At 74.2% G+C, this 21066-nt stretch carries 20 protein-coding genes and 1 pseudogene; 16 read left to right on the top strand and 5 right to left on the bottom strand.

The genetic code is table 11. The annotated features are described in order from the left end of the window. Nucleotides 1-72 precede the first annotated feature (72 nt). The gene (gene bla / locus IE245_RS35755; RefSeq protein ID WP_189955489.1) at nucleotides 73-1005 is read right to left on the bottom strand and encodes a class A beta-lactamase; all 933 of its coding nucleotides are present in this window, start codon (nucleotides 1003-1005) and stop codon (nucleotides 73-75) included. Between the two features lie 179 nt (nucleotides 1006-1184). Here bla and IE245_RS35750 point away from each other — a divergent pair, with 179 nt between their 5' ends. The 6 genes and pseudogenes from IE245_RS35750 to IE245_RS35725 all read left to right on the top strand — a co-directional run bounded on the left by IE245_RS35750 (nucleotide 1185) and on the right by IE245_RS35725 (nucleotide 5551). Next, a complete protein-coding gene (locus tag IE245_RS35750; RefSeq protein WP_189955487.1) occupies nucleotides 1185-1970 on the top strand; it encodes an IclR family transcriptional regulator in 786 nt (261 codons plus the stop codon). A 348-nt stretch (nucleotides 1971-2318) separates the two neighbouring features. Then, nucleotides 2319-2960 (top strand): annotated as a pseudogene (locus IE245_RS35745) (rhodanese-like domain-containing protein); the annotation flags it as partial. Between the two features lie 90 nt (nucleotides 2961-3050). Then, nucleotides 3051-3623 (top strand): rhodanese-like domain-containing protein, encoded by a 573-nt coding sequence (locus IE245_RS35740; protein ID WP_189955485.1) that lies wholly within the window; start codon nucleotides 3051-3053, stop codon nucleotides 3621-3623. Further along, nucleotides 3620-4483, top strand: coding sequence for a sulfite exporter TauE/SafE family protein (locus tag IE245_RS35735; protein WP_189955483.1), 864 nt, complete (start codon nucleotides 3620-3622; stop codon nucleotides 4481-4483). Before IE245_RS35740 ends, IE245_RS35735 begins: the two co-directional genes overlap by 4 nt. Nucleotides 4484-4564: 81 nt before the next feature. Further along, entirely contained in the window at nucleotides 4565-4831 is a 267-nt protein-coding gene (locus IE245_RS35730; protein ID WP_189955481.1) for a metal-sensitive transcriptional regulator, read from the top strand. A 129-nt stretch (nucleotides 4832-4960) separates the two neighbouring features. Then, nucleotides 4961-5551 (top strand): TetR/AcrR family transcriptional regulator, encoded by a 591-nt coding sequence (locus IE245_RS35725; protein ID WP_189955479.1) that lies wholly within the window; start codon nucleotides 4961-4963, stop codon nucleotides 5549-5551. 17 nt (nucleotides 5552-5568) lie between these two features. Here the strand turns inward: IE245_RS35725 and IE245_RS35720 are convergent, their stop codons facing one another. Beyond that, the gene (locus IE245_RS35720; protein ID WP_189955477.1) at nucleotides 5569-7353 is read right to left on the bottom strand and encodes a BCCT family transporter; all 1785 of its coding nucleotides are present in this window, start codon (nucleotides 7351-7353) and stop codon (nucleotides 5569-5571) included. A gap of 166 nt (nucleotides 7354-7519) precedes the next feature. On the opposite strand from IE245_RS35720, the gene IE245_RS35715 reads away from it, so the two are divergent. Further along, the gene (locus tag IE245_RS35715; RefSeq protein ID WP_189955475.1) at nucleotides 7520-8233 is read left to right on the top strand and encodes a DUF2470 domain-containing protein; all 714 of its coding nucleotides are present in this window, start codon (nucleotides 7520-7522) and stop codon (nucleotides 8231-8233) included. Between the two features lie 52 nt (nucleotides 8234-8285). Further along, nucleotides 8286-9080: a DUF817 domain-containing protein gene (locus IE245_RS35710; protein WP_189955473.1), complete on the top strand. Its 795-nt coding sequence runs from the start codon at nucleotides 8286-8288 to the stop codon at nucleotides 9078-9080. On the opposite strand, the gene IE245_RS35705 is transcribed toward IE245_RS35710, so the two are convergent. Beyond that, nucleotides 9023-9673: a transcriptional regulator gene (locus IE245_RS35705; protein WP_189955471.1), complete on the bottom strand. Its 651-nt coding sequence runs from the start codon at nucleotides 9671-9673 to the stop codon at nucleotides 9023-9025. The genes IE245_RS35710 and IE245_RS35705 overlap by 58 nt on opposite strands. A gap of 129 nt (nucleotides 9674-9802) precedes the next feature. On the opposite strand from IE245_RS35705, the gene IE245_RS35700 reads away from it, so the two are divergent. The 6 genes from IE245_RS35700 (at nucleotide 9803) to IE245_RS35675 (ending at nucleotide 16006) form a co-directional block, all read left to right on the top strand. Beyond that, nucleotides 9803-10054 carry an EF-hand domain-containing protein gene (locus IE245_RS35700; protein ID WP_189955469.1) on the top strand — a complete coding sequence of 84 codons (252 nt, stop codon included), beginning with the start codon at nucleotides 9803-9805 and terminating at the stop codon, nucleotides 10052-10054. Nucleotides 10055-10262: 208 nt separating this feature from the next. After that, entirely contained in the window at nucleotides 10263-12014 is a 1752-nt protein-coding gene (locus IE245_RS35695) for an ABC transporter substrate-binding protein (protein ID WP_189955468.1), read from the top strand. Nucleotides 12015-12208: 194 nt separating this feature from the next. Next, complete coding sequence (locus IE245_RS35690; protein ID WP_229852035.1) at nucleotides 12209-13015, top strand: ABC transporter permease; 807 nt, start codon at nucleotides 12209-12211, stop codon at nucleotides 13013-13015. Next, on the top strand, nucleotides 13012-13998 hold the full coding sequence (locus IE245_RS35685) for an ABC transporter permease (RefSeq protein ID WP_189955464.1): 987 nt from the start codon (nucleotides 13012-13014) through the stop codon (nucleotides 13996-13998). Before IE245_RS35690 ends, IE245_RS35685 begins: the two co-directional genes overlap by 4 nt. Then, entirely contained in the window at nucleotides 13998-15023 is a 1026-nt protein-coding gene (locus IE245_RS35680; RefSeq protein ID WP_189955461.1) for an ABC transporter ATP-binding protein, read from the top strand. Before IE245_RS35685 ends, IE245_RS35680 begins: the two co-directional genes overlap by 1 nt. Before the next feature lie 56 nt (nucleotides 15024-15079). Beyond that, nucleotides 15080-16006 carry an ABC transporter ATP-binding protein gene (locus IE245_RS35675; protein WP_189955494.1) on the top strand — a complete coding sequence of 309 codons (927 nt, stop codon included), beginning with the start codon at nucleotides 15080-15082 and terminating at the stop codon, nucleotides 16004-16006. 112 nt (nucleotides 16007-16118) lie between these two features. On the opposite strand, the gene IE245_RS35670 is transcribed toward IE245_RS35675, so the two are convergent. After that, nucleotides 16119-17573 carry an amidase gene (locus IE245_RS35670; protein ID WP_189955491.1) on the bottom strand — a complete coding sequence of 485 codons (1455 nt, stop codon included), beginning with the start codon at nucleotides 17571-17573 and terminating at the stop codon, nucleotides 16119-16121. Nucleotides 17574-17638: 65 nt separating this feature from the next. Next, nucleotides 17639-18715: a chitinase gene (locus IE245_RS35665; protein ID WP_189955460.1), complete on the bottom strand. Its 1077-nt coding sequence runs from the start codon at nucleotides 18713-18715 to the stop codon at nucleotides 17639-17641. 316 nt (nucleotides 18716-19031) lie between these two features. Here IE245_RS35665 and IE245_RS35660 point away from each other — a divergent pair, with 316 nt between their 5' ends. Both IE245_RS35660 and IE245_RS35655 read left to right on the top strand, forming a co-directional pair. After that, a complete protein-coding gene (locus IE245_RS35660; RefSeq protein ID WP_189955458.1) occupies nucleotides 19032-19559 on the top strand; it encodes a hypothetical protein in 528 nt (175 codons plus the stop codon). Between the two features lie 88 nt (nucleotides 19560-19647). Further along, nucleotides 19648-20490, top strand: coding sequence for a DUF4097 family beta strand repeat-containing protein (locus IE245_RS35655; RefSeq protein WP_189955456.1), 843 nt, complete (start codon nucleotides 19648-19650; stop codon nucleotides 20488-20490). The last annotated feature ends 576 nt before the right edge of the window (nucleotides 20491-21066 follow it).

The following is a 21066-nucleotide window of genomic DNA, read 5'->3' as shown; positions in this document are numbered from 1 at the left end:
GGCCGTTCGTCAGATCCCCACGTCCCACAGGACGTGATCATCAACGAACAAGATCCACTTTCGCAACAGACCCTAGCGGAGCTCCTCGGCGACGATCGCCGCGGCGCCCGCCACCAGTTCGTCCACGCCGGGGGCCGCCTGCTCGAACCGGGTGGTGAGGACGGCGAGGAGGATCGGGCCGCCGTCCGGCGGCCAGGTGACGCCCACGTCGTTGTTGCCGCCGTACGAGCCGCCGCCGGTCTTGTCCGCGACCGTCCAGTCCGCCGGCAGGCCCTTGCGGAAGCGGGTGGGGCTGGTGGTGTTGCGGAGCAGCCAGTCGGTGAGGAGGCCGCGGTCGGCGGGGTCGAGGGCCCGGCCGAGGACGAGCCTGCCGTAGGTGCGGGCGATGGCGCGCGGGCTGGTGGTGTCGGTGGTCCGCCAGGGCTCGGCGGAGTTCAGCTCGGGCTCCCAGCGGTCGAGCCGGGTCACCGGGTCGCCGAGCGAGCGGGCGAAGCGGGTGACGGCGGTGGGGCCGCCGAGCTCGCGCAGCAGGAGGTTGCCGGCGGTGTTGTCGCTGAACCGGATGGTGGCGTCGCAGAGTTCGGAGACGGTCAGGCCGCCCGCGATGTTCTCCGGGCGCTCGGTCACCGGGGACCAGCCGGACTTCGTGACGTAGTCGGCGGTGTAGTGGATCCGGCGGGCCAGGAAGGTGCCGTCGTGGTCGAGGTCGCGCAGCACGGCCGCGGCGGCGAGGGTCTTGAAGACCGAGCACATCGGGAAGCGTTCGCGGTCCCGGTGCGCGATCGTGCGGCCGGAGCGCACGTCGTGGGCGTACACACCGAGGCGTGCGTCGTACCGCTCCTCCAGGGCGCGCAGGCGGGCGGCGATCCGGTCCTCGGCCCGGCCGGACGGCCGGGCCGCGGCGTGGGCGGTGCCCGCGCCGGCGAGGCCGAGGGTGGTGAGCGCCGTCGCGGCGCCGAGGGTGAGCGCGGTCCGGCGGGAGGCGCCGGGGTTCTGGGTGTGCACGGACGTCCCTTCGCAGGCGATCGTCGGCGATCGCGAGTGATCGTTTCCGCAGTGCACCACGCGGCGAAGGGCGGCCACGGTTCCGACACCCCGGGCTACCTGACGGTATGTGATGCTTGGTTCACTGTCCGATCATGATTCCGGGAGCACCGTGCTCCGCGCGTTACGGAAGGACACGCATGCACCGTCGCGAGGGGGAGAGCGGCACGGCACCGACCCTGATCCAGTCGGTACGCCGGGCCGTACGGCTGCTGGACGAGCTGGAGCGGCGCGGGGGCACGGGGAGCGCCAAGCAGCTGGCCCGCGACGCGGTGCTGCCGCTGCCGACCGCCTACCACCTGTTGCGGACCCTGGTCCACGAGGGCCTGGTCCGCAACGACCACGGCGCCTACCGGCTCGTCGCGCCGCTGCGCCGCGGCGCCGGCGCCGTCGTCCACGAGCCGGCCCTGGGGATCCAGGCCTGGGTGGACACGCTCAGCCGGGAGCTGGACGCCGCCGTGTACTTCGTGCAGTACCTCGACGGCGAGGTGCGGCTCGGCGCCGTGTCGGACAATCCGGCCCGGCCGCCCGTCGAGGAGTGGGCCGACTTCCGCGCCACCGCCCACGCCCACGCCGCCGGCCAGAGCCTGCTGCTCCAGCTGGAGCCGGAGGAGCGCGACGACCATCTGGGCCGCCACCGGGTGACGGCGCTCACCGCCCACACGGTCGCGTCGCGGGGCGACTTCGAGAGGCGGCTGGCGGCGGCTCCGCGGCGCCTGCCGGTCCTGGAGCACCAGGAGTACGCGGTGGGGACCGCGTGCGCGGCGGTGCCGATCACGGTGGGCGCGGAGACGGCCGCGGTGGCCCTGTCGATCCCCGCCGCCGAGGGGGCGCGGCTGCGCGGGCTCGCGGACCGGCTCCAGAAGCGGGCGGAGCAGGTGCTGATCGCCCGGACCTTCGCGGTCGCCGCCGGTCACGAGCCTTGACCCGCGGGGCCGCGGCACGGGGGAACCGCCCGAGGAGGGGACGGAGCGGGGCACCGCCGGGAGACCGGCGGTGCCCCTTTCCGTTGCCCGCCGCCCCTCTTCGCCCCCGCCGCCCCCTTCACCCCGTCACCCCCGTCGTCCGCGCCACTCAATACCCAGGGGGGTATTTGACGTGGCACGACGCCGAGCCGTACGGTCGCACGTGTTCATACCCCGGGGGGTATCAGATCGCTTGCGGGAGGTTCCGCCGTGTTCTTCGCCCAGTACTACCTCGACTGCCTGTCCCACGCCTCGTACCTGATCGCGGACGAGGGCACGGGCCACGCCGTGGTCGTCGATCCGCGCCGGTACGACTCCGCCACCGCCGCCCGGGCCCTGACGCCCGACGGGTTCGCCGGGCTGCGGGCCGCCGGGGCCGTCGTCGTCGACGCCCGCGACCCGCGGGAGTTCGCCGCCGGGCACCTGCGCGGCGCGGTGAACGTGCCGGCCGACGGCCGGTTCGCCGAGCAGGCCGGGACCGTCCTCGACCCGGCCGACCGGCTCGTCGTCCTCGCCCCCGAGGGGCGCGGGGAGGAGGTCGTCACGCGCCTCGCCCGCGTCGGCTTCGACCGGGTCGAGGGGTACCTCCCCGAGCCGGAGGCGGCGCTGGAGGCGCTCGCCGCCGAGGTCGCCCCGGCGAGCCGCGTCACGGCGGCGCGCCTGCGGACCGCGCTCGCGGGCGACCGGCCGCCGCTCGTCGTGGACGTGCGCAGCTGCGGCGAACGCGGCGCGGACGGCTTCATCGGCGCGGCCCTCCACCTGCCGCTCGCCGAACTCCCCGCCCGGACCGGCGAACTCCCCGCCGACCGGCCGCTCGTCCTGCACTGCGCGGGCGGCCACCGCTCCTCCATCGCCGCGAGCCTGCTGCGCCGGCGCGGCTTCGAGGACGTCTCCGACCTCCTCGGCGGCTACGCGGCCTGGGCCCTGACGGCGGAGAGCCCGGCCGTCTGAACCGGCCCGCCCCTCCTGCGGAGAACCCGGCCGCCCGAGCCCCTCGCCCCCTCCCGCCGAAGCCACCCACACGAACGGAACCGCCCCGCCATGACCACCACCTCCTCCCTCTCCCCCGCCGCCCTGCACCGCCTCGTCCAGGAGGGCCGCGCACCGCGGCTGCTCGACGTCCGCACGCCCGGCGAGTTCCGTACGGCCCACATCCCGGGCTCGTACAACGTGCCGCTGCACACCCTGCGCGAGCACCGCGCCGAGCTGCTCGCCCACCTCGACGAGGAGGTCGTCCTCGTCTGCCGTTCCGGGCAGCGGGCGCGGGAGGCGGAGCGGGCCCTCGCCGACGCCGGGCTGCCGAACCCGCGGGTCCTGGAGGGCGGGATCGTCGCCTGGGAGGGGTCGGGCGCGCCCGTCGAGCGGGGCCCCGAGCGGTGGGACATGGAGCGTCAGGTCCGGCTCGTCGCCGGCTCCGTCGTCCTCGCCACCGGCCTGATCGGCGTCCTCGTCCCCGGCGTCCACCTCGTCGGGACCGCGATCGGCGCCGGGCTCACCTACGCGGCGCTCAGCAACACCTGCGCCCTGGGCGTCCTGCTCTCGAAGCTGCCCTACAACCGCGGCCCCCGCACCGACGTCCGCACCGTCCTCGCGGAGCTGCGGAGCACCCGGTGACCGTGCTCGCCGTCGCGGCCTCGCTGCTGGTGGGCGTCACCCTCGGCGTCCTCGGCGGCGGGGGTTCGATCCTCACCCTGCCGATCCTGGTCCACCTCGCCGGCCTCGGCCCGAAGGAGGCGATCGCGACCTCGCTGTTCGTCGTGGGCGTGACCAGCCTCGCCGCCCTCGTGCCGCACGCGCGGGCCCGGCGGGTCCGGTGGCGGGCCGGCCTGCTCTTCGGCGCCTTCGGCATGGCTGGCGCGTACGGCGGCGGACGGCTCGCGGAGTACGTCCCCGAGACCGCGCTGCTCATCGCCTTCGCCCTGATGATGCTCGCCACCGCCGCCGCCATGCTCCGCGCGCCCCGCGCCTCCCGCGCGCCGGAGCCGGCCGGCGCCGGGCCGTCCGTGCGGCACGTCGCGGGCGAGGGGCTCCTGGTGGGCGCGGCGACCGGGCTCGTGGGCTCCGGTGGCGGCTTCCTGATGGTCCCGGCCCTCGCACTCCTCGGCGGGCTGCCGATGGGCGTCGCGGCCGGCACCTCGTTGCTCGTCATCGCCATGAACTCCTTCGCGGGTCTCGCCGGGCACCTCTCCGGCACCGTCGTCGACTGGGGTCTCGCCCTGGCGGTCACCGCCACGGCCGTCCTCGGCAGCCTCGCCGGGGCGCGGCTGGCCGGCCGGATCCCGCAGGCCGCCCTCCGCCGGGCGTTCGGCTGGTTCGTCGTGGCGATGGGGTCCTTCGTGCTCGTGCGGCAGCTCGACCCGGACGTCCGGGCCCATCCGGCGACCTGGGCGGTCCTGGGCACCGCCGGTCTCGCGGCGGTGGCCGGCGCGGTCGCCCGGCGGGCGCGGAGCCGTACCGCGACCGCCCGCGAGTGACCCCTCTCCACGGATCCCGCCCGATTTAATACCCCACCGGGTATCCTGGAGGCAGGGGTGTCGACGAGAAGGAGGACGGCCGTGCAGGTCGACGAAGAGGCCGTGACACCCGTGCTGAACCGCCTGCGGCGGGCCCAGGGGCAGCTGGCCGGGGTGATCGCGATGGTCGAGGCGGGCCGCGACTGCAAGGACGTCGTGACCCAACTGGCCGCCGTCGCCCGGGCCCTGGACCGGGCCGGGTTCAAGATCGTGGCGAGCGGGATGCGGCAGTGCCTGTCCGAGGAGCCGGCGGACGGTCCGCCGATGACGGAAGCGGAGCTGGAGAAGCTCTTCCTCGCCCTGGCGTAGCGCCCCGCCCCCGCCGCCGGCCGCCCGGGACCGCGCGACGGGGTCGGACGGCCGCCTCGCCTCCTATGCTGACCAGGTACGGAACCACCAGGCCAGGCATGGCGCACGGACAAAGGGGCACCCCGCTCGATGAGCCGGAAGCAGCAGCGCGGAGAAGTCACCGTCGAGCGCGTCCTCGACGCGGCGCTCGACCTCTACGCGCGCGAGGGGGAGGCGGGTCTCACCGTCGCCGCCCTCACCCGAGTGAGCGGCGTCAGCACCGGCAGCGTCTACCACCACTTCGGCAACCTCCACGGAGTGGTCTCCGCGCTCGCCCTGCGCTGGCTCGGCCGCCTCCTCGGAGAACTGGGCACCGCGCTGCTCTCCCACCAGGACGCCCGCTCCGGCATCGAGGCGGTCGTCCGCGCCTATCTGGACTTCGTCCGGACGGAGCCGGCCGCCTCCCGCCTCCTGCACTCCCCCTTCGCGGACCAGGAGGGCACGGCCCGCGCCACCGAGATCCGCGACAACCAGGAGGCCCGGCTCACCCCCATCGAGCTCTGGCTCGACGCCCACCGCACGGCGGGCGAGCTGGCCGACCTCCCGACCCCGGTCATCGAGGGCCTCGTCCTGGGCCCCGTCGTCGCCATGGCCCGCCGCTGGCTCACCATCGGCGACGTCGACCTCGAAGAGGCGAGCCGGGTCCTCCCCGACCGGATCTGGCGCTCGGTCGGCCCCTGAGGAAGGCCGGCCCCCGGTCAGCGGGGACCGCCCCCGGCGGGCGGGGCGGTCGGGGCGGGCGGCGCCGGGGTCGCGCCGCCGGAGGCGCCCGGGCCGATGCGGAGCTCGAAGTCGCCGTCGTACCGTTCGTGTCCGGCGATCACCGCGACCCCGACGACCTCCTCGCCGACCTGGCCGCGCACGATCAGCGGATCGTCGCGCAGGTCCCGCATGAGGGCCACGCACATGCCGATCATGACGAGGACGAACGGGGCGGCGACCAGGATCGTCAGGTTCTGCAGACCCGCCAGGGCGTCGCCCTGCCCGTCGCCGATGAGCAGCATGATCGCGGCGACGGCGCCGGTGACCACGCCCCAGAAGACCACCAGCGGGCGCGTCGGCTCCATCGCGCCGCGCTGCGACAGGGTGCCCATGACGATGGAGGCGGCGTCCGCGCCCGAGACGAAGAAGATCCCGACGAGGATCATGACGAGCAGGCTCGTCACGCCCGTCAGCGGGAACTCCTGGAGGACGCCGAACAGTTGGCCCTCCGGCGTCGTCTCGCCCGCGAGCTCGCCCCGCTCGCTCATCCGCATCGCCGTGCCGCCGAAGACCGCGAACCAGACCAGGCTGACCGCGCTCGGCACCAGGATGACGCCGCCGATGAACTGACGGATCGTCCGGCCCCGGCTGATCCGGGCGATGAACATGCCGACGAAGGGCGTCCAGGAGATCCACCACGCCCAGTAGAAGACGGTCCAACCGCCCAGCCACGCATGGATGTTCTCGCCGCTGGTGGCCTCGGTGCGGCCGGCCAGCTGCGGCAGGTCGCCGACGTACGCGGCGATCGACGTCGGCAGCAGGTCGAGGACGATGACCGTGGGTCCGGCGACGAAGACGAACAGGGCGAGCAGCAGCGCGAGCACCATGTTGATGTTGGAGAGCCACTGGATGCCCTTCTCCACGCCGGAGACCGCGGAGAGCACGAAGGCGACGGTGAGCACGGCGATGATGCCGACCAGCAGGCCCGTGCCGGCCCTCTCCAACCACCCCAGTTCCTCCACACCGCTGCCGATCTGGAGCGCGCCGAGCCCCAGCGAGGCGGCGGAGCCGAAGAGGGTGGCGAAGATGGCGAGGATGTCGACGACCCGGCCCGGCCCGCCGAGCGCCCGGCGCTTGCCCATCAGCGGCACGAAGACGGCGCTGATCGTCTGCCGACGCCCGCGGCGGAAGGTCGAGTAGGCGATGGCGAGTCCGACGACCGCGTAGATCGCCCACGGATGGAGCGTCCAGTGGAAGAGGGTGGTGGCCATCGCCGTCTCCATCCGCTCGGCCGGGTCGGCCGGGGAGGTGCCGGGCGGCGGGGTGCCGTAGTGGGCGAGCGGTTCGCTCACCCCGTAGAACATGAGGCCGATGCCCATGCCGGCGCTGAACATCATGGCGATCCAGGAGACCGTGCGGAACTCCGGCCCCTCGCCCTCGCGGCCGAGCTTGATCCGCCCGTACCGGCTGACGGCCAGCCAGAGCGCGAAGACGACGAAGCCGGAGGCGGCCAGCATGAACGCCCAGCCGCCGTCCCGGATCAGGCCGTCGAGCAGGCTGCTCGACACCGACTGCAGGCTGTCCGTGGCCGTGGCACCCCAGACGACGAACGCGAGGGCGAGGACGGCGGTGACGCCGAAGACGACCGGGTCGGTACGGGCGGGGTGGCGGTGGCGGGGATCGGGCAGGTCCGCCGTCACCGGCCGAGCGCCGCGCCCGCCCCCGCCCTTGCCCCGGCCCTCCTCCTCGCCCGCGCTCGGGTCCTGTTCGACTTTCGCCATCCGCGGCCTCTTTCCTCGCCCAGAGGGACAAAAGGTTCATGTCCCCGTACGGCAGTACCACGGACGGCACCTCACCCGACGGACCGACAGGCCCGATCACCTCCTGGACACCACCGGAGGGCGATGGTTAGGTTAGCCTTACCTAAAAATCGATCGAGGAGTCTCCGTGCGCGTCGCCCCGTCCCCCGCCCTGCCCCAGCAGACCGCCGCGGAACAGGTCCGCTCCGTACTGGCCCGGGCCGTCTCCCTCTCCCTCACCCTCGACGGCCGGACCTACGACCTCCTCGGCGCCCACACCGTCGGCGCCCGCGGCCGGATCACCCTCCACCCGCCCGCCGACACCCCCCTCTCCGACCGCCTCTCCCGCACCCCGCTCGGCGGCCTCGACGCCCGGATCGACCTCACCGACATCGCCCCGACCGCCCTGCGCGACCGGGTCCGGGCCCGCGTCGCCCTCACCGGACGGCTCGCCCCCGCCACCCCGGGCGACCTCGGCTCGCTCCGCCTCGACCTCGCCCGCGCCACCCTGCGCACCGGCGCCGGGGTCCAGGAGGTCGCCCCCGGCGCGTACACCCTCGCCGCCCCCGACCCGCTCGCCCTCGAAGAGGCCGCCCTCCTCACCCATCTCGCCGACGCCCACGCCGACCTCGTCTCCGACCTCGTCGTCCTCGCCGGCTCCCGCCTCCCCCACGGCGTCGTCCGCGCCCTCCCCCTCGCCATCGACCGGCACGCCGTGTCGCTGCGCTGCGAATACGGCGAGGGCCACTGCGACCTCCGCCTCCTCTTCCCCGGCGAGGCCCGCGACGCCGCCGAGGCCGGCGACATGGTCCGCCGGCTGCTCACCGCCCCGCGCTGCGCCCACCACCACGACCACCGCTGACGCGGCCCGCGCGGCGGAAACCGCACACGCGCGCGGGCGCGTCCCCTCCCGCATGGACCAGATCACGCACGGATTCCGCCAGCTCCTGCGCTTCGCCCTGCTGGAGGCGCGCTGCTGCGCCTTCGCCGTCGCGCTCGTCGCCGGCATCGCCGTCTCCGCGCTCCTGCCCGAGCTGCCCGTCGCGCGCTACGACCTGCTCCTCGGCTACGGGATCCTGCTCACCTTCCTGGCCTGGCGGCTCGGCTGGGACAGCGGCCGGGACGTCGCGGTCATCGCCGTCTGCCACCTCATCGGCCTGGTCTTCGAGCTGGTCAAGGTCCGCATGGGCTCCTGGAGCTACCCGGAGGACGCGGTCACCAAGTTCGGCGGCGTGCCCCTGTACGGCGGCTTCCTCTACGCCGCCGTCGGCAGCTACGTGTGCCGCGCCTGGCGCCTCTTCGACCTGCGGCTGACCGGCTACCGGCCCCGGGTCATGACGGTCCTCGCCGGGGCGGTCTACCTCAACTTCTTCAGCCACCACTGGCTGCCCGACGTCCGCTGGCCCCTCGCCGCGCTGCTGCTCCTCGCCACCGCCGGCACCTGGGTCCGCTTCCGGGTCGGCGAGGAGGACCACCGGATGCCGCTGGCCCTCTCCTTCGCCCTCATCGGCTTCTTCCTCTGGATCGCCGAGAACGCCGCCACCTACGCCGGCGCCTGGAGCTACCCCGACCAGCTCGACGGCTGGCAGCCCGTCTCGATCGCCAAGTTCGGCGCCTGGGCGCTCCTCATCACCGTCACCTTCGTCCTCGCCTACGGGACGGGCTCCTCGCCCCGGCGGATGCCGAGCGTCGCCAGCAGGTCCTCGTGAAGCTCCATCCAGACCGTGTGGCAGGAGTCGGCGCGCGGCCGGTCCACCCAGGACAGCTCACCACGCCGCACCCGGGCGAGGGCGCCGGTGAAGCGCTCGCCGTAGCCGCCGAAGCGCGGCAGCAGGGCGCCGAGCTCGCCCGAGAGGGTGTCGATGACCCCGCCGAGCGCGGTCAGCTCGTCGAGGACCCGCCCGTCCCAGACCGGGTCCCCGTGGGTGTTGACGGCGAGGCGCCCGCTCTCGTCGGGCCGCAGCTGCCAGTCGGTGCAGGCCGTCAGACAGCGGGCGTTGTACGCGAGGAAGGTCCGGTACCGCTCCCGGACGAACGCCTCGTGCCCGGCCCCGGCCAGCTCCTCGGCGAGCAGCCGCTCCCCCTCGGCCCGCCCCCGGTCGGTCAGGCTCCAGCCCGAGGTGCCGGCGAAGGAGGACCGGGTGACCCTCCCGTACGCCTCGAGGTCGAGCAGCAGCTCGGCCACGGCCTCCGGATCGAGCCCGTAGCGCGCCGCGGCCTCCTCCTCGGTGGTCATGCCCCGCAGCCGTACGGCGTGCAGGACGAGGAGCTCGGGAGCGGAGGGAACCGGGGACGTCGCCATGGGAAGAGCCTAGGGCCTGCCAGGCGTCGCGGCCCGGGCCACGATCCGCCGGACAGCCCCCGGGCAACCCGGCGGGCGTCCGGGGCGTCCTCCCGGGCAGGAAGCCCACGACCGAGCCAAGGACACGTCATGAGCGACAAGGCCCGCGCCCTCTTCGACGCGCTCGACCTCGACCAGGACGGCACGCTGACCCGTACGGAGGTCATCAGGGCCCTGCGCGAGAAGGGGCCCACGCTCGCGGCGCGCGGCGCGATCCCCTTCTGGGGCGTCGGCGGCGACGACGAGTCCGCCGCGCTGTTCGACGCGGCGGACCAGAACGGTGACCGCGTCCTCAGCTACGAGGAGTTCGCCGCCGTCGTGGACCGCCGCTTCGGCTGGTGACCGCCCGGGGCCGGCCCGGGCGCGTGGCCGGACGGGCACGGCCGGGTCGGCCGACGGGCGGAGGGGCCCGAAAGGGACACGGATGGGTAACGGACGGATCGAACGGGATCCTCCGCCTTGTCAGTACAATTTCACATTACTATGTTACGGGTCACATTCCGGCCGCACTGACTGTCCGGCCGCTCTTCCGCCCTCCTCGGAGTGACCCATGACCACGCGCACCCACACCCTGGCCCTCGCCCTGGTGCCGGCCCTGACCCTCGGCCTCACGGCCTGCTCCGGCGCCCCGCCCGGCGGAAAGGCCGGCGGCCCCGAGCGGAAGAACCCCGCCGTCGCCAACGCCGGCGCGGTCCTCGGCGGCACCCCGCAGCGGGGCGGCACCCTCACCGTCCTGTCCAACCAGGACTTCACGCACCTCGACCCGGCCCGCAACTGGGTCATGCCCGACATGGACTTCGGCACCCGGCTGCTCTACCGCACCCTCGTCACGTACGAGGCGGCGCCCGGCGCCCGGGGCGGCAAGCTGGTCCCCGACCTCGCCGAGGACCTCGGCACCCCGTCGGACGGCGCCAGGACCTGGACCTTCCGGCTCAAGCCCGGCCTGAAGTACGAGGACGGCACCCCGATCACCGCCCAGGACATCAAGCACAACGTCGAACGGTCCTTCTCCCCCGACCTGCCCGGCGGCCCCGACTACGCGGCCCGCTACCTGGCGGGCGCCGAGGGCTACCAGGGCCCCGCCCGGGGCAGGCACCTCGACTCGGTGAAGACCCCCGACGCCCGCACGATCGTCTTCGAACTCCACAAGCCCTTCGCCGAGTTCCCCTATGCCGCCACCCTGCCGACCTTCGCCCCGGTGCCGCCGAAGCGGGACGGGGGCCCCCGGTACGACAACCGCCCGTTCTCCTCGGGGCCGTACAAGATCGAGAGCTACGCCCGCGACAAGCGCATGGTCCTCGTCCGCAACACCCACTGGGACCCAAAGACCGACCCCGTCCGCAAGGCCTACCCGGACCGGATCGTCGTCACCATGGGCCTCAAGGGCAACCAGGTCGACGACCGCCTCATCGCCTCCTCCGGCACCGACGCCTCCGCGATCTCCTGGGCCCAGCTCCGCCCCGAATCCGTCTCCAAGGTCCTCACCCGGGCCGACGTGAGGGCCCGGCTGCTCGCCGAGTCCAGCAGCTGCACCGACATGCTCCAGATGCACACCGGCCGCGCCCCCTTCGACGACCTGAAGGTGCGCCGGGCCGTCCAGTGGGCCCTCGACCGGGAGGCCGTCGTCACCGCCGCCGGCGGGCCGGCCGTCGCCGACGCCTCCAGCGCCGCCATGCCCGGCGCCCTCTTCACCGGCGGCGAACAGCCCGACACCCTGAAGATCCCGCCGGCCGGCGACCCCGAGAAGGCCAAGGACCTGCTGAAGGAGGCCGGGAAGCCCGACGGCTTCGCCACCCGGCTGACCGTCTCCACCGGCGACAAGGCCATCGGCGAGGCCATCCAGCAGTCCCTCGGCAAGGCCGGCATCGAGGTCACCATCGACACCGTCGACCCGTCCGCCTTCTACGACACGATCGGCGACACCAAGAACCGCACCGACCTCGTCTACACCGGCTGGTGCCCCGACTTCCCCTCCGGCACCACCTTCCTCCCCTTCGTCTTCGACGGCCGCTCCATCAAGGAGAAGGGCAACTCCGGCAACCACTCCCTCTTCGAGGACGCCGCCACCATGAAGCGGATGGACGAGATCGCCGCCATGACCGACGGCGCCGCCGCCCACCAGGCCTGGCAGGAGCTCGACGCGCGGATCCTCGCCCAGGCCCCGGTCGCCCCCGCCGCCACGAAGCGCCGCTCCCTCCTCGTCGGCACCAACGTCGCCGGCGCCTACGGCCACACCTCCTGGGGCGGCCAGATCGACTACGCGACCGTCGGTCTCAAGGACCCGTCGAAGAGCGTGGACTGAGGAACGACGCCCCCATGACCACGCTTCCGCCCACGCCCGGGCCGGGCCCCGCGCCCGGTCCCGCACCCACGCCTCCGACGGCCGTCGCCGCCCCGGTCCACCCGGCCGACGGCGCCTGGCGGCTCGTCCGCGCGGAGCTGCGCCGCCGCGCCTCCCTCAAGGTCTCGCTCGCCGTCGTCGCCCTCTTCGCGGCGATGACCGTCGCCGCCCCGCTGATCGGCGCGCTGGGCGGCTGGGGCCCGGAGGAGTTCGACAAGTCCGCCGTCGATCCCTACCTCGGCGGGCTGCCGATCGGGCCGCTCGGCGGCGTCTCCGCCGAGCACTGGCTCGGCGTCGAACCCGTCACCGGCCGCGACCTGTTCGCCCGCGTCGTGCACGGCGCCCAGGTCTCCCTGCTCATCGCGTTCGCCGCCACCGCGATCGTCGTCCTCGCCGGCACCACCGCCGGCATCGCCGCCGGCTACTTCGGCGGCCGCACCGACGCGGTCCTCTCCCGGCTGATGGACCTCACCATGTCCTTCCCCTCCCTCATCTTCATGATCGCGATGATGTCGGTGGCCGGGGACGTCGACCGGATCCTGCTCATGACCCTCGTCATCGGCCTCTTCGGCTGGCCCGGCGTCGCCCGGGTCGTCCGCGGCCAGACCCTCTCCCTCAAGCACCGCGAGTACGTCGACGCCGCCCGCGTCGGCGGCTCCGGCCCCTGGCGGATCCTCGCCCGCGACATCCTCCCGGGCGTCGCCGGACCGGTCATCGCGTACACCACGCTGATGGTCCCCGGCATGATCGCCACCGAGGCCGCGCTGAGCTACCTCGGCGTCGGGGTCCGCCCGCCGACCCCGTCCTGGGGCCAGATGATCGCCGAGGGCGTCGCCTACTACGACACGGACCCCATGTACTTCCTCGTCCCGAGCCTCTGCCTCTTCCTCACCGTGCTCGCCTTCACCCTCCTCGGCGACGCGCTGCGCGACGTCCTCGACCCCCGGGGGAGCCGTACGTGATCCTCTACCTCGGCCGCCGGCTCCTCGGGATGCTCGGCGTCCTCCTCGCCGTCGCCGCCGTCACCTTCACCCTCTTCCACGTCCTTCCCTCCGACCCGGCCGCCGCCGCCTGCGGCAAGGCGTGCAGCGACGAACGCCTGGAGGCGATCCGCGCCACCATGGGCCTGGACGCGCCCGTCTGGCGGCAGTTCGCCGACTTCGTCACCGGGATCTTCACCGGCCGCACCCTGGGCACCGGCCCGTACGCCCTGCGCTGCGACGTCCCCTGCCTCGGCTACTCCTACGAGAACAGCGAGGGCGTCTGGGACCTGCTCGTCGACCGGCTGCCCGTCTCCGCCTCGCTCGCGGCCGGCGCCGCCGTCCTCTGGCTGGCCCTCGGCCTGACGGCCGGCGTCACCGCCGCCCTCCGCAAGGACAGCCTCACCGACCGGGCCCTCATGGTCGGCGCGGTCGCCGCCGCCTCCCTGCCCGTCTACTTCACCTCCGTCCTCCTCATCCACGGGCTGATCCGGCTCACCGGCCTGCTGCCCTACCCGCAGTACGTGCCCTTCACCACCGACCCTCCGGCCTGGGCGTCCAATCTGCTCCTGCCCTGGCTGGCCCTCGCGATCCTGTACGCCGCCATGTACGCCCGGCAGAGCCGCGACGCCATGATCGAGACCATGGCGGAGCCGTACATCCGCACCGCCCGCGCCAAGGGCCTGCCGCGCCGCACGGTCGTCGTCAAGCACGGGCTGCGGGCCGGCATGACGCCCGTCCTCACCCTCTTCGGCATGGACCTCGGCGGCCTCCTCGCCGGCGCCGTCATCACCGAGTCCCTCTTCGGACTCCCCGGCATCGGACGCCTCTTCCACGGCGCCCTCACCACCGGGGACCAGCCGGTCGTCCTCGGCGTGACGCTGCTCGCCGCCACCTTCATCGTCGTCGCCAACCTCGCCGTGGACCTGCTGTACGCCGTCGTCGACCCGCGAGTGAGGTACTGATGGCCGACACCACCCCGCCCCCGCTGCTGACGGTCCGGGACCTGGGTGTCACCTTCCCGACCCCGCGCGGCCCCGTCCGGGCCGTGGACTCCCTCTCCTTCGACGTACCGCACGGCCGCACCCTCGGCATCGTCGGCGAGTCCGGCTCCGGCAAGTCCGTGACCTCGCTCGCCGTCATGGGCCTGCACACCGGTGCCGAGGTCACCGGTTCCGTCGCCCTCGACGGCCGGGAACTCGTCGGCCTCCCCGACCGGGAGCTCAACCGGCTCCGCGGCCGGCGGATGGCGATGATCTTCCAGGACCCGCTCTCCAGCCTCCACCCGTACCACACCGTCGGCGAGCAGATCGCCGAGCACCACCGCGTCCACTTCGGCACCCGCAGGGCCGCCGCCCGCGCCCGCGCGATCGAGGCGCTCGCCGAGGTCGGCATCCCGGAGCCGAAACGGCGCGCCGGCGCGTACCCGCACCAGTTCTCCGGAGGCATGCGGCAACGCGTCATGATCGCCATGGCGCTGGTCTGCGAACCCGACCTCCTCATCGCCGACGAGCCGACCACCGCGCTCGACGTCACCGTCCAGGCCCAGATCCTCGACCTGCTCGCCCGCCTCCAGCAGGAACGCCGGCTCTCCGTCGTCATGATCACCCACGACCTGGGCGTGGTGGCCCGCGTCGCCCACGAGGTGCTCGTCATGTACGGCGGCCGGGCCGTCGAACAGGCCCCGGTGGACGCCCTGTTCGCCGCTCCCGCGCACCCGTACACCCGCGGCCTCCTCGACTCGCTCCCCCGGCTCGACGACCCCGACGACGTACCGCTCCGCGCCATCCCCGGCACCCCGCCGTCCCTCCTCGACCCCGCCCCCGGCTGCGCCTTCGCCCCCCGCTGCGCCCGCGCGGCGGCGGGCACGCCCGAGGAGCGGAACCGGTGCGCGGACGAACGCCCGGTCCTCACCGGGCGAGACGGCCGCACCGCCGCCTGCCACTTCGCGGCCCTCCCGGCCGTCGCACACGAAGGGACCGCCCCGTGAGCACGACGACTCCTTCCGACGGGCCGCCGCCGTTGCTGCGGGTCCGGGACCTGGCCATGACCTTCCCCGGGCGGCGCCGCTCGGCGCCCGTGCGGGCCGTCGACGGCGTCGGCTTCGACCTGGCGGCCGGGGAGACCCTCGGCCTCGTCGGCGAGTCCGGCTGCGGCAAGTCGACCACCGGCCGGATGATCGTCCGACTCCTGGAACCGACCGCCGGCACCGTCGAGTACGACGGCCGCCCCCTCGCCCACCTCTCGCAGCGGGCCATGAAGCCGCTCCGCCGCGAGATCCAGATGGTCTTCCAGGACCCCCACTCCTCCCTCAACCCCCGCCAGTCGGTGGCCCGGATCATCGCCGACCCCCTCCTCGTCCAGGGCAGTCCGGCGAGGGAGGCACGAAGACGCGCGGTGGAACTGATGGAAATGGTCGGGCTGATCCCCGAACACGCCGACCGCCGACCGCACGAGTTCTCCGGCGGCCAGGCCCAGCGCATCGGCATCGCGCGGGCGCTCGCGACCGGCCCGCGCCTCGTCGTGGCGGACGAGCCCGTCTCGGCCCTCGACGTCTCCGTCCAGGCCCAGATCGTCAACCTGATGGAACGGCTCCAGGACGAACTCGGCCTCGCCTACCTCTTCATCGCCCACGACCTGTCGGTGGTGAAACGGGTCTGCGACCGGGTCGCGGTCATGTACCTCGGCCGCATCGTCGAGATCGGCGCCAAGCGGCACGTGTACGAGGCCCCCGCCCACCCCTACACACAGGCGCTGCTCTCCGCCGTACCGCTGCCGGACCCGGCGGCGGAGCGCGCCCGCGAGCGCATCCCCCTCCTGGGCGATCCTTCCGGACCCGCCGCTCCCCCGCCCGGCTGCACCTTCCACCCCCGCTGTCCGAAGGCCCAGCCGGTCTGCCGCACCGAGCGCCCGGTCCTGCGGCCGCCGGCGGCGGCCGAACCCCGGGAGGTGGCCTGCCACTTCCCGGGCTGAGGCGCGGCCTGACGTGCCCGTGGCGTCAGGGGCGTCCTCGGCGGCTCCGGCCCGGACGGGCGGGCCGGACCTCCGTCGCCCGCCGCGCCGTCACCCGCTCGGGAGCGGGGCCTCAGGCGTCCTGGATGCGCCGGAAGGGCCGCTCGGCCTCCAGGGCGAACGCGGCCTCCAGGAGGGTGCGTTCGCTGCCGGGGCGGCCGGAGAGGAGGACGCCGACCGGCAGGCCGTCGGCGGTGGTGCGGGCGCTGGGCAGCGAGATCGACGGGGTGCCCACCACGTTGTCGACCGGCGTGTAGGCGACGTACGCGAGGATCCGCTCGACGAGGACGGCGTACGGGACCGAGGGGCTGAGGTGCCCGATCGGGGGCGTGGTGTGGGCGAGGACCGGGGTGAGGACGAGGTCGAGGCCGCGCAGGGCCGCCGCGTACGCCTCCTTGGTGCGCCGCAGCCGGCGCAGCACGCCCGGCGTGTCCCGCCACCGCTTCACGTACTCCTCGCGCAGCCCCCGGCTCAGGCCGTCCATGCGGTGGCGGTCGAAGTCGGGGCCGAAGGTGCGGCCGGTGGCGCCGAGGAGGAAGGAGAGCATGCCCCAGTAGGTGAGGAAGTCGCCGGTGAAGCGGGGGTCCAGGTCCATGGTGACGGGCTCGACGGTGTGGCCGAGGCCCCGGAGCGTGGCGGCGGTCTCGGTGACGGCGGCGCGCGTGTCGTCGTCGCAGGCGACGCCGTTCGGCGAGTCGAGCAGGAAGCCGATGCGCAGGCGGCGGTCCGAGGGGCCCTCGACGAGGCCGACGGGCGGCAGCTTCGGGTTGCGCCGGTAGCGTTCGGCGGCGGCGAGGAAGGCGGCGGAGTCGCGGACGGTGCGGGTGACGACGCCGTCGGCGACGAGGTCGACGGGCAGGTGCCGGCTCTGGTCGTTGCCGACGACCCGGCCCCGGGTGGGCTTGAGGCCGACGAGTCCGCAGCAGGCGGCGGGGATCCGGATGGAGCCGCCGCCGTCGTTGGCGTGGGCGAGGGGTACGGCTCCGGCTGCGACGAGCGCCGCCGCGCCGCCGGAGGACCCGCCGGGGGAGTGTCCGGTGTGCCAGGGGTTGCGGACCGGCTCGGCGTTCTCGTACTCGGTGGCGGGGCTGAAGCCGAACTCCGGCAGCCGGGTCTTGCCGAGGACGGTGACGCCGGTGCTGAGGAACTGCCGGACGAAGGGCGCGTGCCGGCGGGCGGGCCGGGGGGTGAAGGCGGCGCTGCCGTGGCCGGTGGGCAGCCCCGCGAAGTCGGTGTTGTCCTTGACGAGGGTGGGGACTCCGGCGAAGGCCCCGCCGTTCCCGCCGCCAAAGGACGGCAGGTGGAGCGGGGTCTGCACCGCGTGGAGCCCGGCGACCGCCCGGAGCCGGGCGGCCGCGTCCCCGGCGGCCTCGGCGGGGCTCACCTCGCGCCGCCGGATCGCCTCCGCGAGCCCGACGGCGTCGTGCTCCCCGAGGGAGTCGTCCCGGAAGGCGTGCACCGTGTTCCGCTTGTCGTCGCTCACCGCTGCGTCAGCCCCCGGGATGGTCGTGTTCACTGTCGCCGCCATCATGGCGTACCCGCGGGTAACACGCGAGGGGCGGGGCGGACGCGACGCGCCCCGCCCGTGGGTCGCTAACGGCCCTGGAGCCGCTTGACGTTGTCGCCGAAGGTCCAGTTCTTCGACCCGTCCCAGTTGGCCGACCAGGTCATCAGGCCCTTGAGCTTGCCGCCGTAGTGGTTCCACGCCTGGGCGACGAGCGAGGGCGCCATGTGGCCGCCGCCCGCGCCGGGCTGTGCGGGCAGGCCGGGGACCTGCTTGTCGTACGGGACCCGGATGGTGGTGCCCTGGACGACGAGGCCGCGGTCGAGGCAGTCGGTCTGCGCGGTGAAGCCGGCGACGGTGCCGGCGGAGTAGGAGTCGCCGGAACAGCCGTACATGCTGCCGTTGTAGTACTGCATGTTCAGCCACCACAGGCGCCCGTTGTCGGCGTACTTCTTCACGATCGGCAGGTACGCGCCCCAGATGGAGCCGTACGCGACGCTGCCGCCGGTGACGTACGCGGTCTCGGGCGCCATCGTCAGGCCGAAGCCGGCGGGCATGCGGGCGAGGACGCCGTCGATGATCCGGATCAGGTTGGCCTGGGAGGCGGAGAGGGTGGTGATGCTGCCGCTGCCGACGAGACCGGTCTCGATGTCGATGTCGATGCCGTCGAAGTTGTACCGCTGGAGGATCGGCACGATCGTCTCGACGAAGCGGTCGGCGACGGCCGCGGAGCCGAGGTCGATGCCGGCGGCGGCACCGCCGATGGACATGAGGACGGTGGCGCCCGCGGCCTTGGCGCGGCACATCTCGGCGGGGGTGGCGACCTTGACGGTGTGGTCCATGCCGTCCTCCCACAGCACGGTTCCGTCGGAGCGGATCACGGGGAAGGCGGCGTTGATGACGTTGTACCCGTGGGCGGCGAACCGGGGGTCGTCGATCGGGGCCCATCCGAAGGGCGGGTGGACGCCGTTGGCGGCGCCGTCCCAGTTCTCCCAGTAGCCCTGGAGGACCTTGCCGGCGGGACGGGGCTTGAGGGCACAGGTGTCGGCGGCGGCCCCGGTGGTCACGGTGGGGGCGGCGGCGGCCTGGGAGGAGGTGGCCGCGACGGCGGCGAGCAGGGCGGTGAGGCCCGCCCCGAGGGCGCGGGCGATCCGTGAGCCTGGCATCCGGGTGCTCCTTGGGACGTGGGGGGTCGGTCCGGGGCGTGGCGCGCGCTCCAGGAGACCGTAGATTGGTCCAGACCTACCGTCAACCATGCGTGAATACAGGGGAGTTGGCGAGAGGGCGGGGGGCGACGGCGGGCCGGCCGGACGGCGCGCGAGGTGGAGGACGCCCCCGCGACACCATGTGACGCCATCCACTGCCACCATTGGCGCCACATGGCGCCATTCGACACCATCCGACGCCACGACGGCGCCACCCTGCGCCATGTGGCGCCATGAGGGGTTGCACATGACGCCATCATGGTGCCATGATGGCGTCATGGACCTCACCCCGTATGTCGACACCCTCCGCCGCGAACTCGCGGTGGCCGCCGAAGCCGGTGGCGACGCGGCCCGCGAGCTGGCCGAGCGGCTCACCGCCCCGCTGGAGTCGGCGGCCCGTCTGACCATGCTCAACGTGCTCTCCGCGGCGACGGACGAGATCACCCGCGAACTCGCCCCCGGTTCGGTCGACGTGCGCCTCCGCGGTCTCGACCCGGACTTCGTGGTGACGCGGCCGCCCGCCGACGGCGGCGCGGCACCCGTGGAACCGTCGGAGCCCGCCGAGCCGCTCGCGGCCCCGGTGGTCCCCGAAGCGGACGAGGGGGCGGTCGCCCGGGTGAACCTGCGCCTGCCCGCCCCCCTCAAGGCGCGGGCCGAGGAGGCCGCGAGCCGCGAGGGCCTGTCGGTGAACGCCTGGCTGGTACGGGCCGTGTCGTCGGCGCTCGACGGCGGCGGCGCGGCCCGCCCGCGCACGGCGGAGCGGCCCCGTTCCGTCGGCCAGAGCATCACGGGCTGGGTGCGGTAACCCGCACGGCACCCGCGTTCCACTCCGCTCCACCCCATCACGTCCCACCAGCGGGGACGTTCCAGAGACCCAAGAGGACGGGACAGCCATGCCTTCTTTCGACACTCCCGCAGCGATCTCGGCCCTGGCCCGCGTGGAGGCCGGTTCCCTCCAGTTCGTCGCCGGCGACCGTACGGACACGGTGGTCGAGGTGACGCCGCGCAACCCGAAGAAGGACCTGGACGTACGGACCGCCTCCCAGACCGAGGTGTCGTACGCCAACGGCACGCTGACCGTGCGGACGCCCAAGTCCAACCTCTTCGGCCGCACCGGCGTCGTCGACGTGACGGTGGAGCTGCCGACCGGCTCCCGGGTCGAGGTCGACGGCGCCTGGACCCAGATCCTCGGCGAGGGCCGGTTCGGCGAGGTCCGCGTGAAGACCTCGTCCGGCGACGCCCGGTTCGACACCACCGGCCCGCTCCACCTCACCGCCTCGCACGGCTCCATCACCGTGGACCGCGTCGAAGGGGCGGCCGAGGTCACCACCAGCTCCGGCAGCATGCGCGTCGGCTTCGTCGACGGCCCGGCCGTCCTGAAGAACTCGGCGGGCACCACGACGGTCGGCGCCGTCACCGGCGAGCTCCGCGTGAGCGGGGCGCACGGCGACATCACGGTGGACCGCGCCGAGGACTCCGTCACCGCGACCACGGCCCACGGCACGGTCCGCATCGGCGAGATCGCCCGCGGGACGGCCCGGCTGGAGACGAACTACGGCGCCATCGACGTCGGCATCCGCGAGGGCACCGCCGCATGGCTCGACGCCGTCTCCGGCAGCGGGCAGGTACGCAACGGCCTGACGGCCGCCGACGCCCCCGAGGCGTCGGAGGAGACCGTCAAGGTCCACGCCCGCACCCGGCACGGCAACATCGACATCCGCCGCGCCCGCCCCTGACCCCGCACCGCCGGCGGGCCGGAGGAGGCACGACACGGACTCCGACCGGGCCCGCCCCGGACGCCGGACACGGTTCCCGGCCGTACCCGCCCCGCCCGGTCGTCCGACCTCGGCCCCGACACGGCCCAGGCGCGAGCCGCGCCCCGCCTCGCACGACCGTCCCGGGCCCGGACCCGGCACCACCGCCGAACCGCCCGGCACCGGTCGGGCACCGTCCCGGTCCGGCACGACCCCGGCGCGCGCCGCGGGACCGACACGGCACGGCACGAGCTCCGCGCGCGCCCTCCTGCGAACGACCCCGGATTCCGGCCCCCGGCCCGGCCGCGCCCCACCGGGCACCGACCACGCGCGGCCCCGACCCAGCCGATTCAGCCCGTCCGCCCTCCCCTTCCCACCCCAGCCCCGATCGGAGGCCCCCATGCCTTTCTCTGTCATGCCCATGTCCAACCCGTCGCTCCCGAGCCAGGGGAGCACGCACACGGCACCCGCCGCCCTCACCGCGAACGGTCTGCGCAAGTCGTACGGCGACAAGGTCGTCCTCGACGGCGTCGACCTGACCGTCCCCGAAGGAACGAT

It is taken from the genome of Streptomyces roseolus, from assembly GCF_014649855.1.
In the GTDB taxonomy this organism is placed as follows: Bacteria; Actinomycetota; Actinomycetes; order Streptomycetales; family Streptomycetaceae; genus Streptomyces; species Streptomyces roseolus.
The sequence above is the reverse complement of the archived record's forward strand: the minus strand, read 5'-3'. Positions and strand labels throughout refer to the sequence as shown.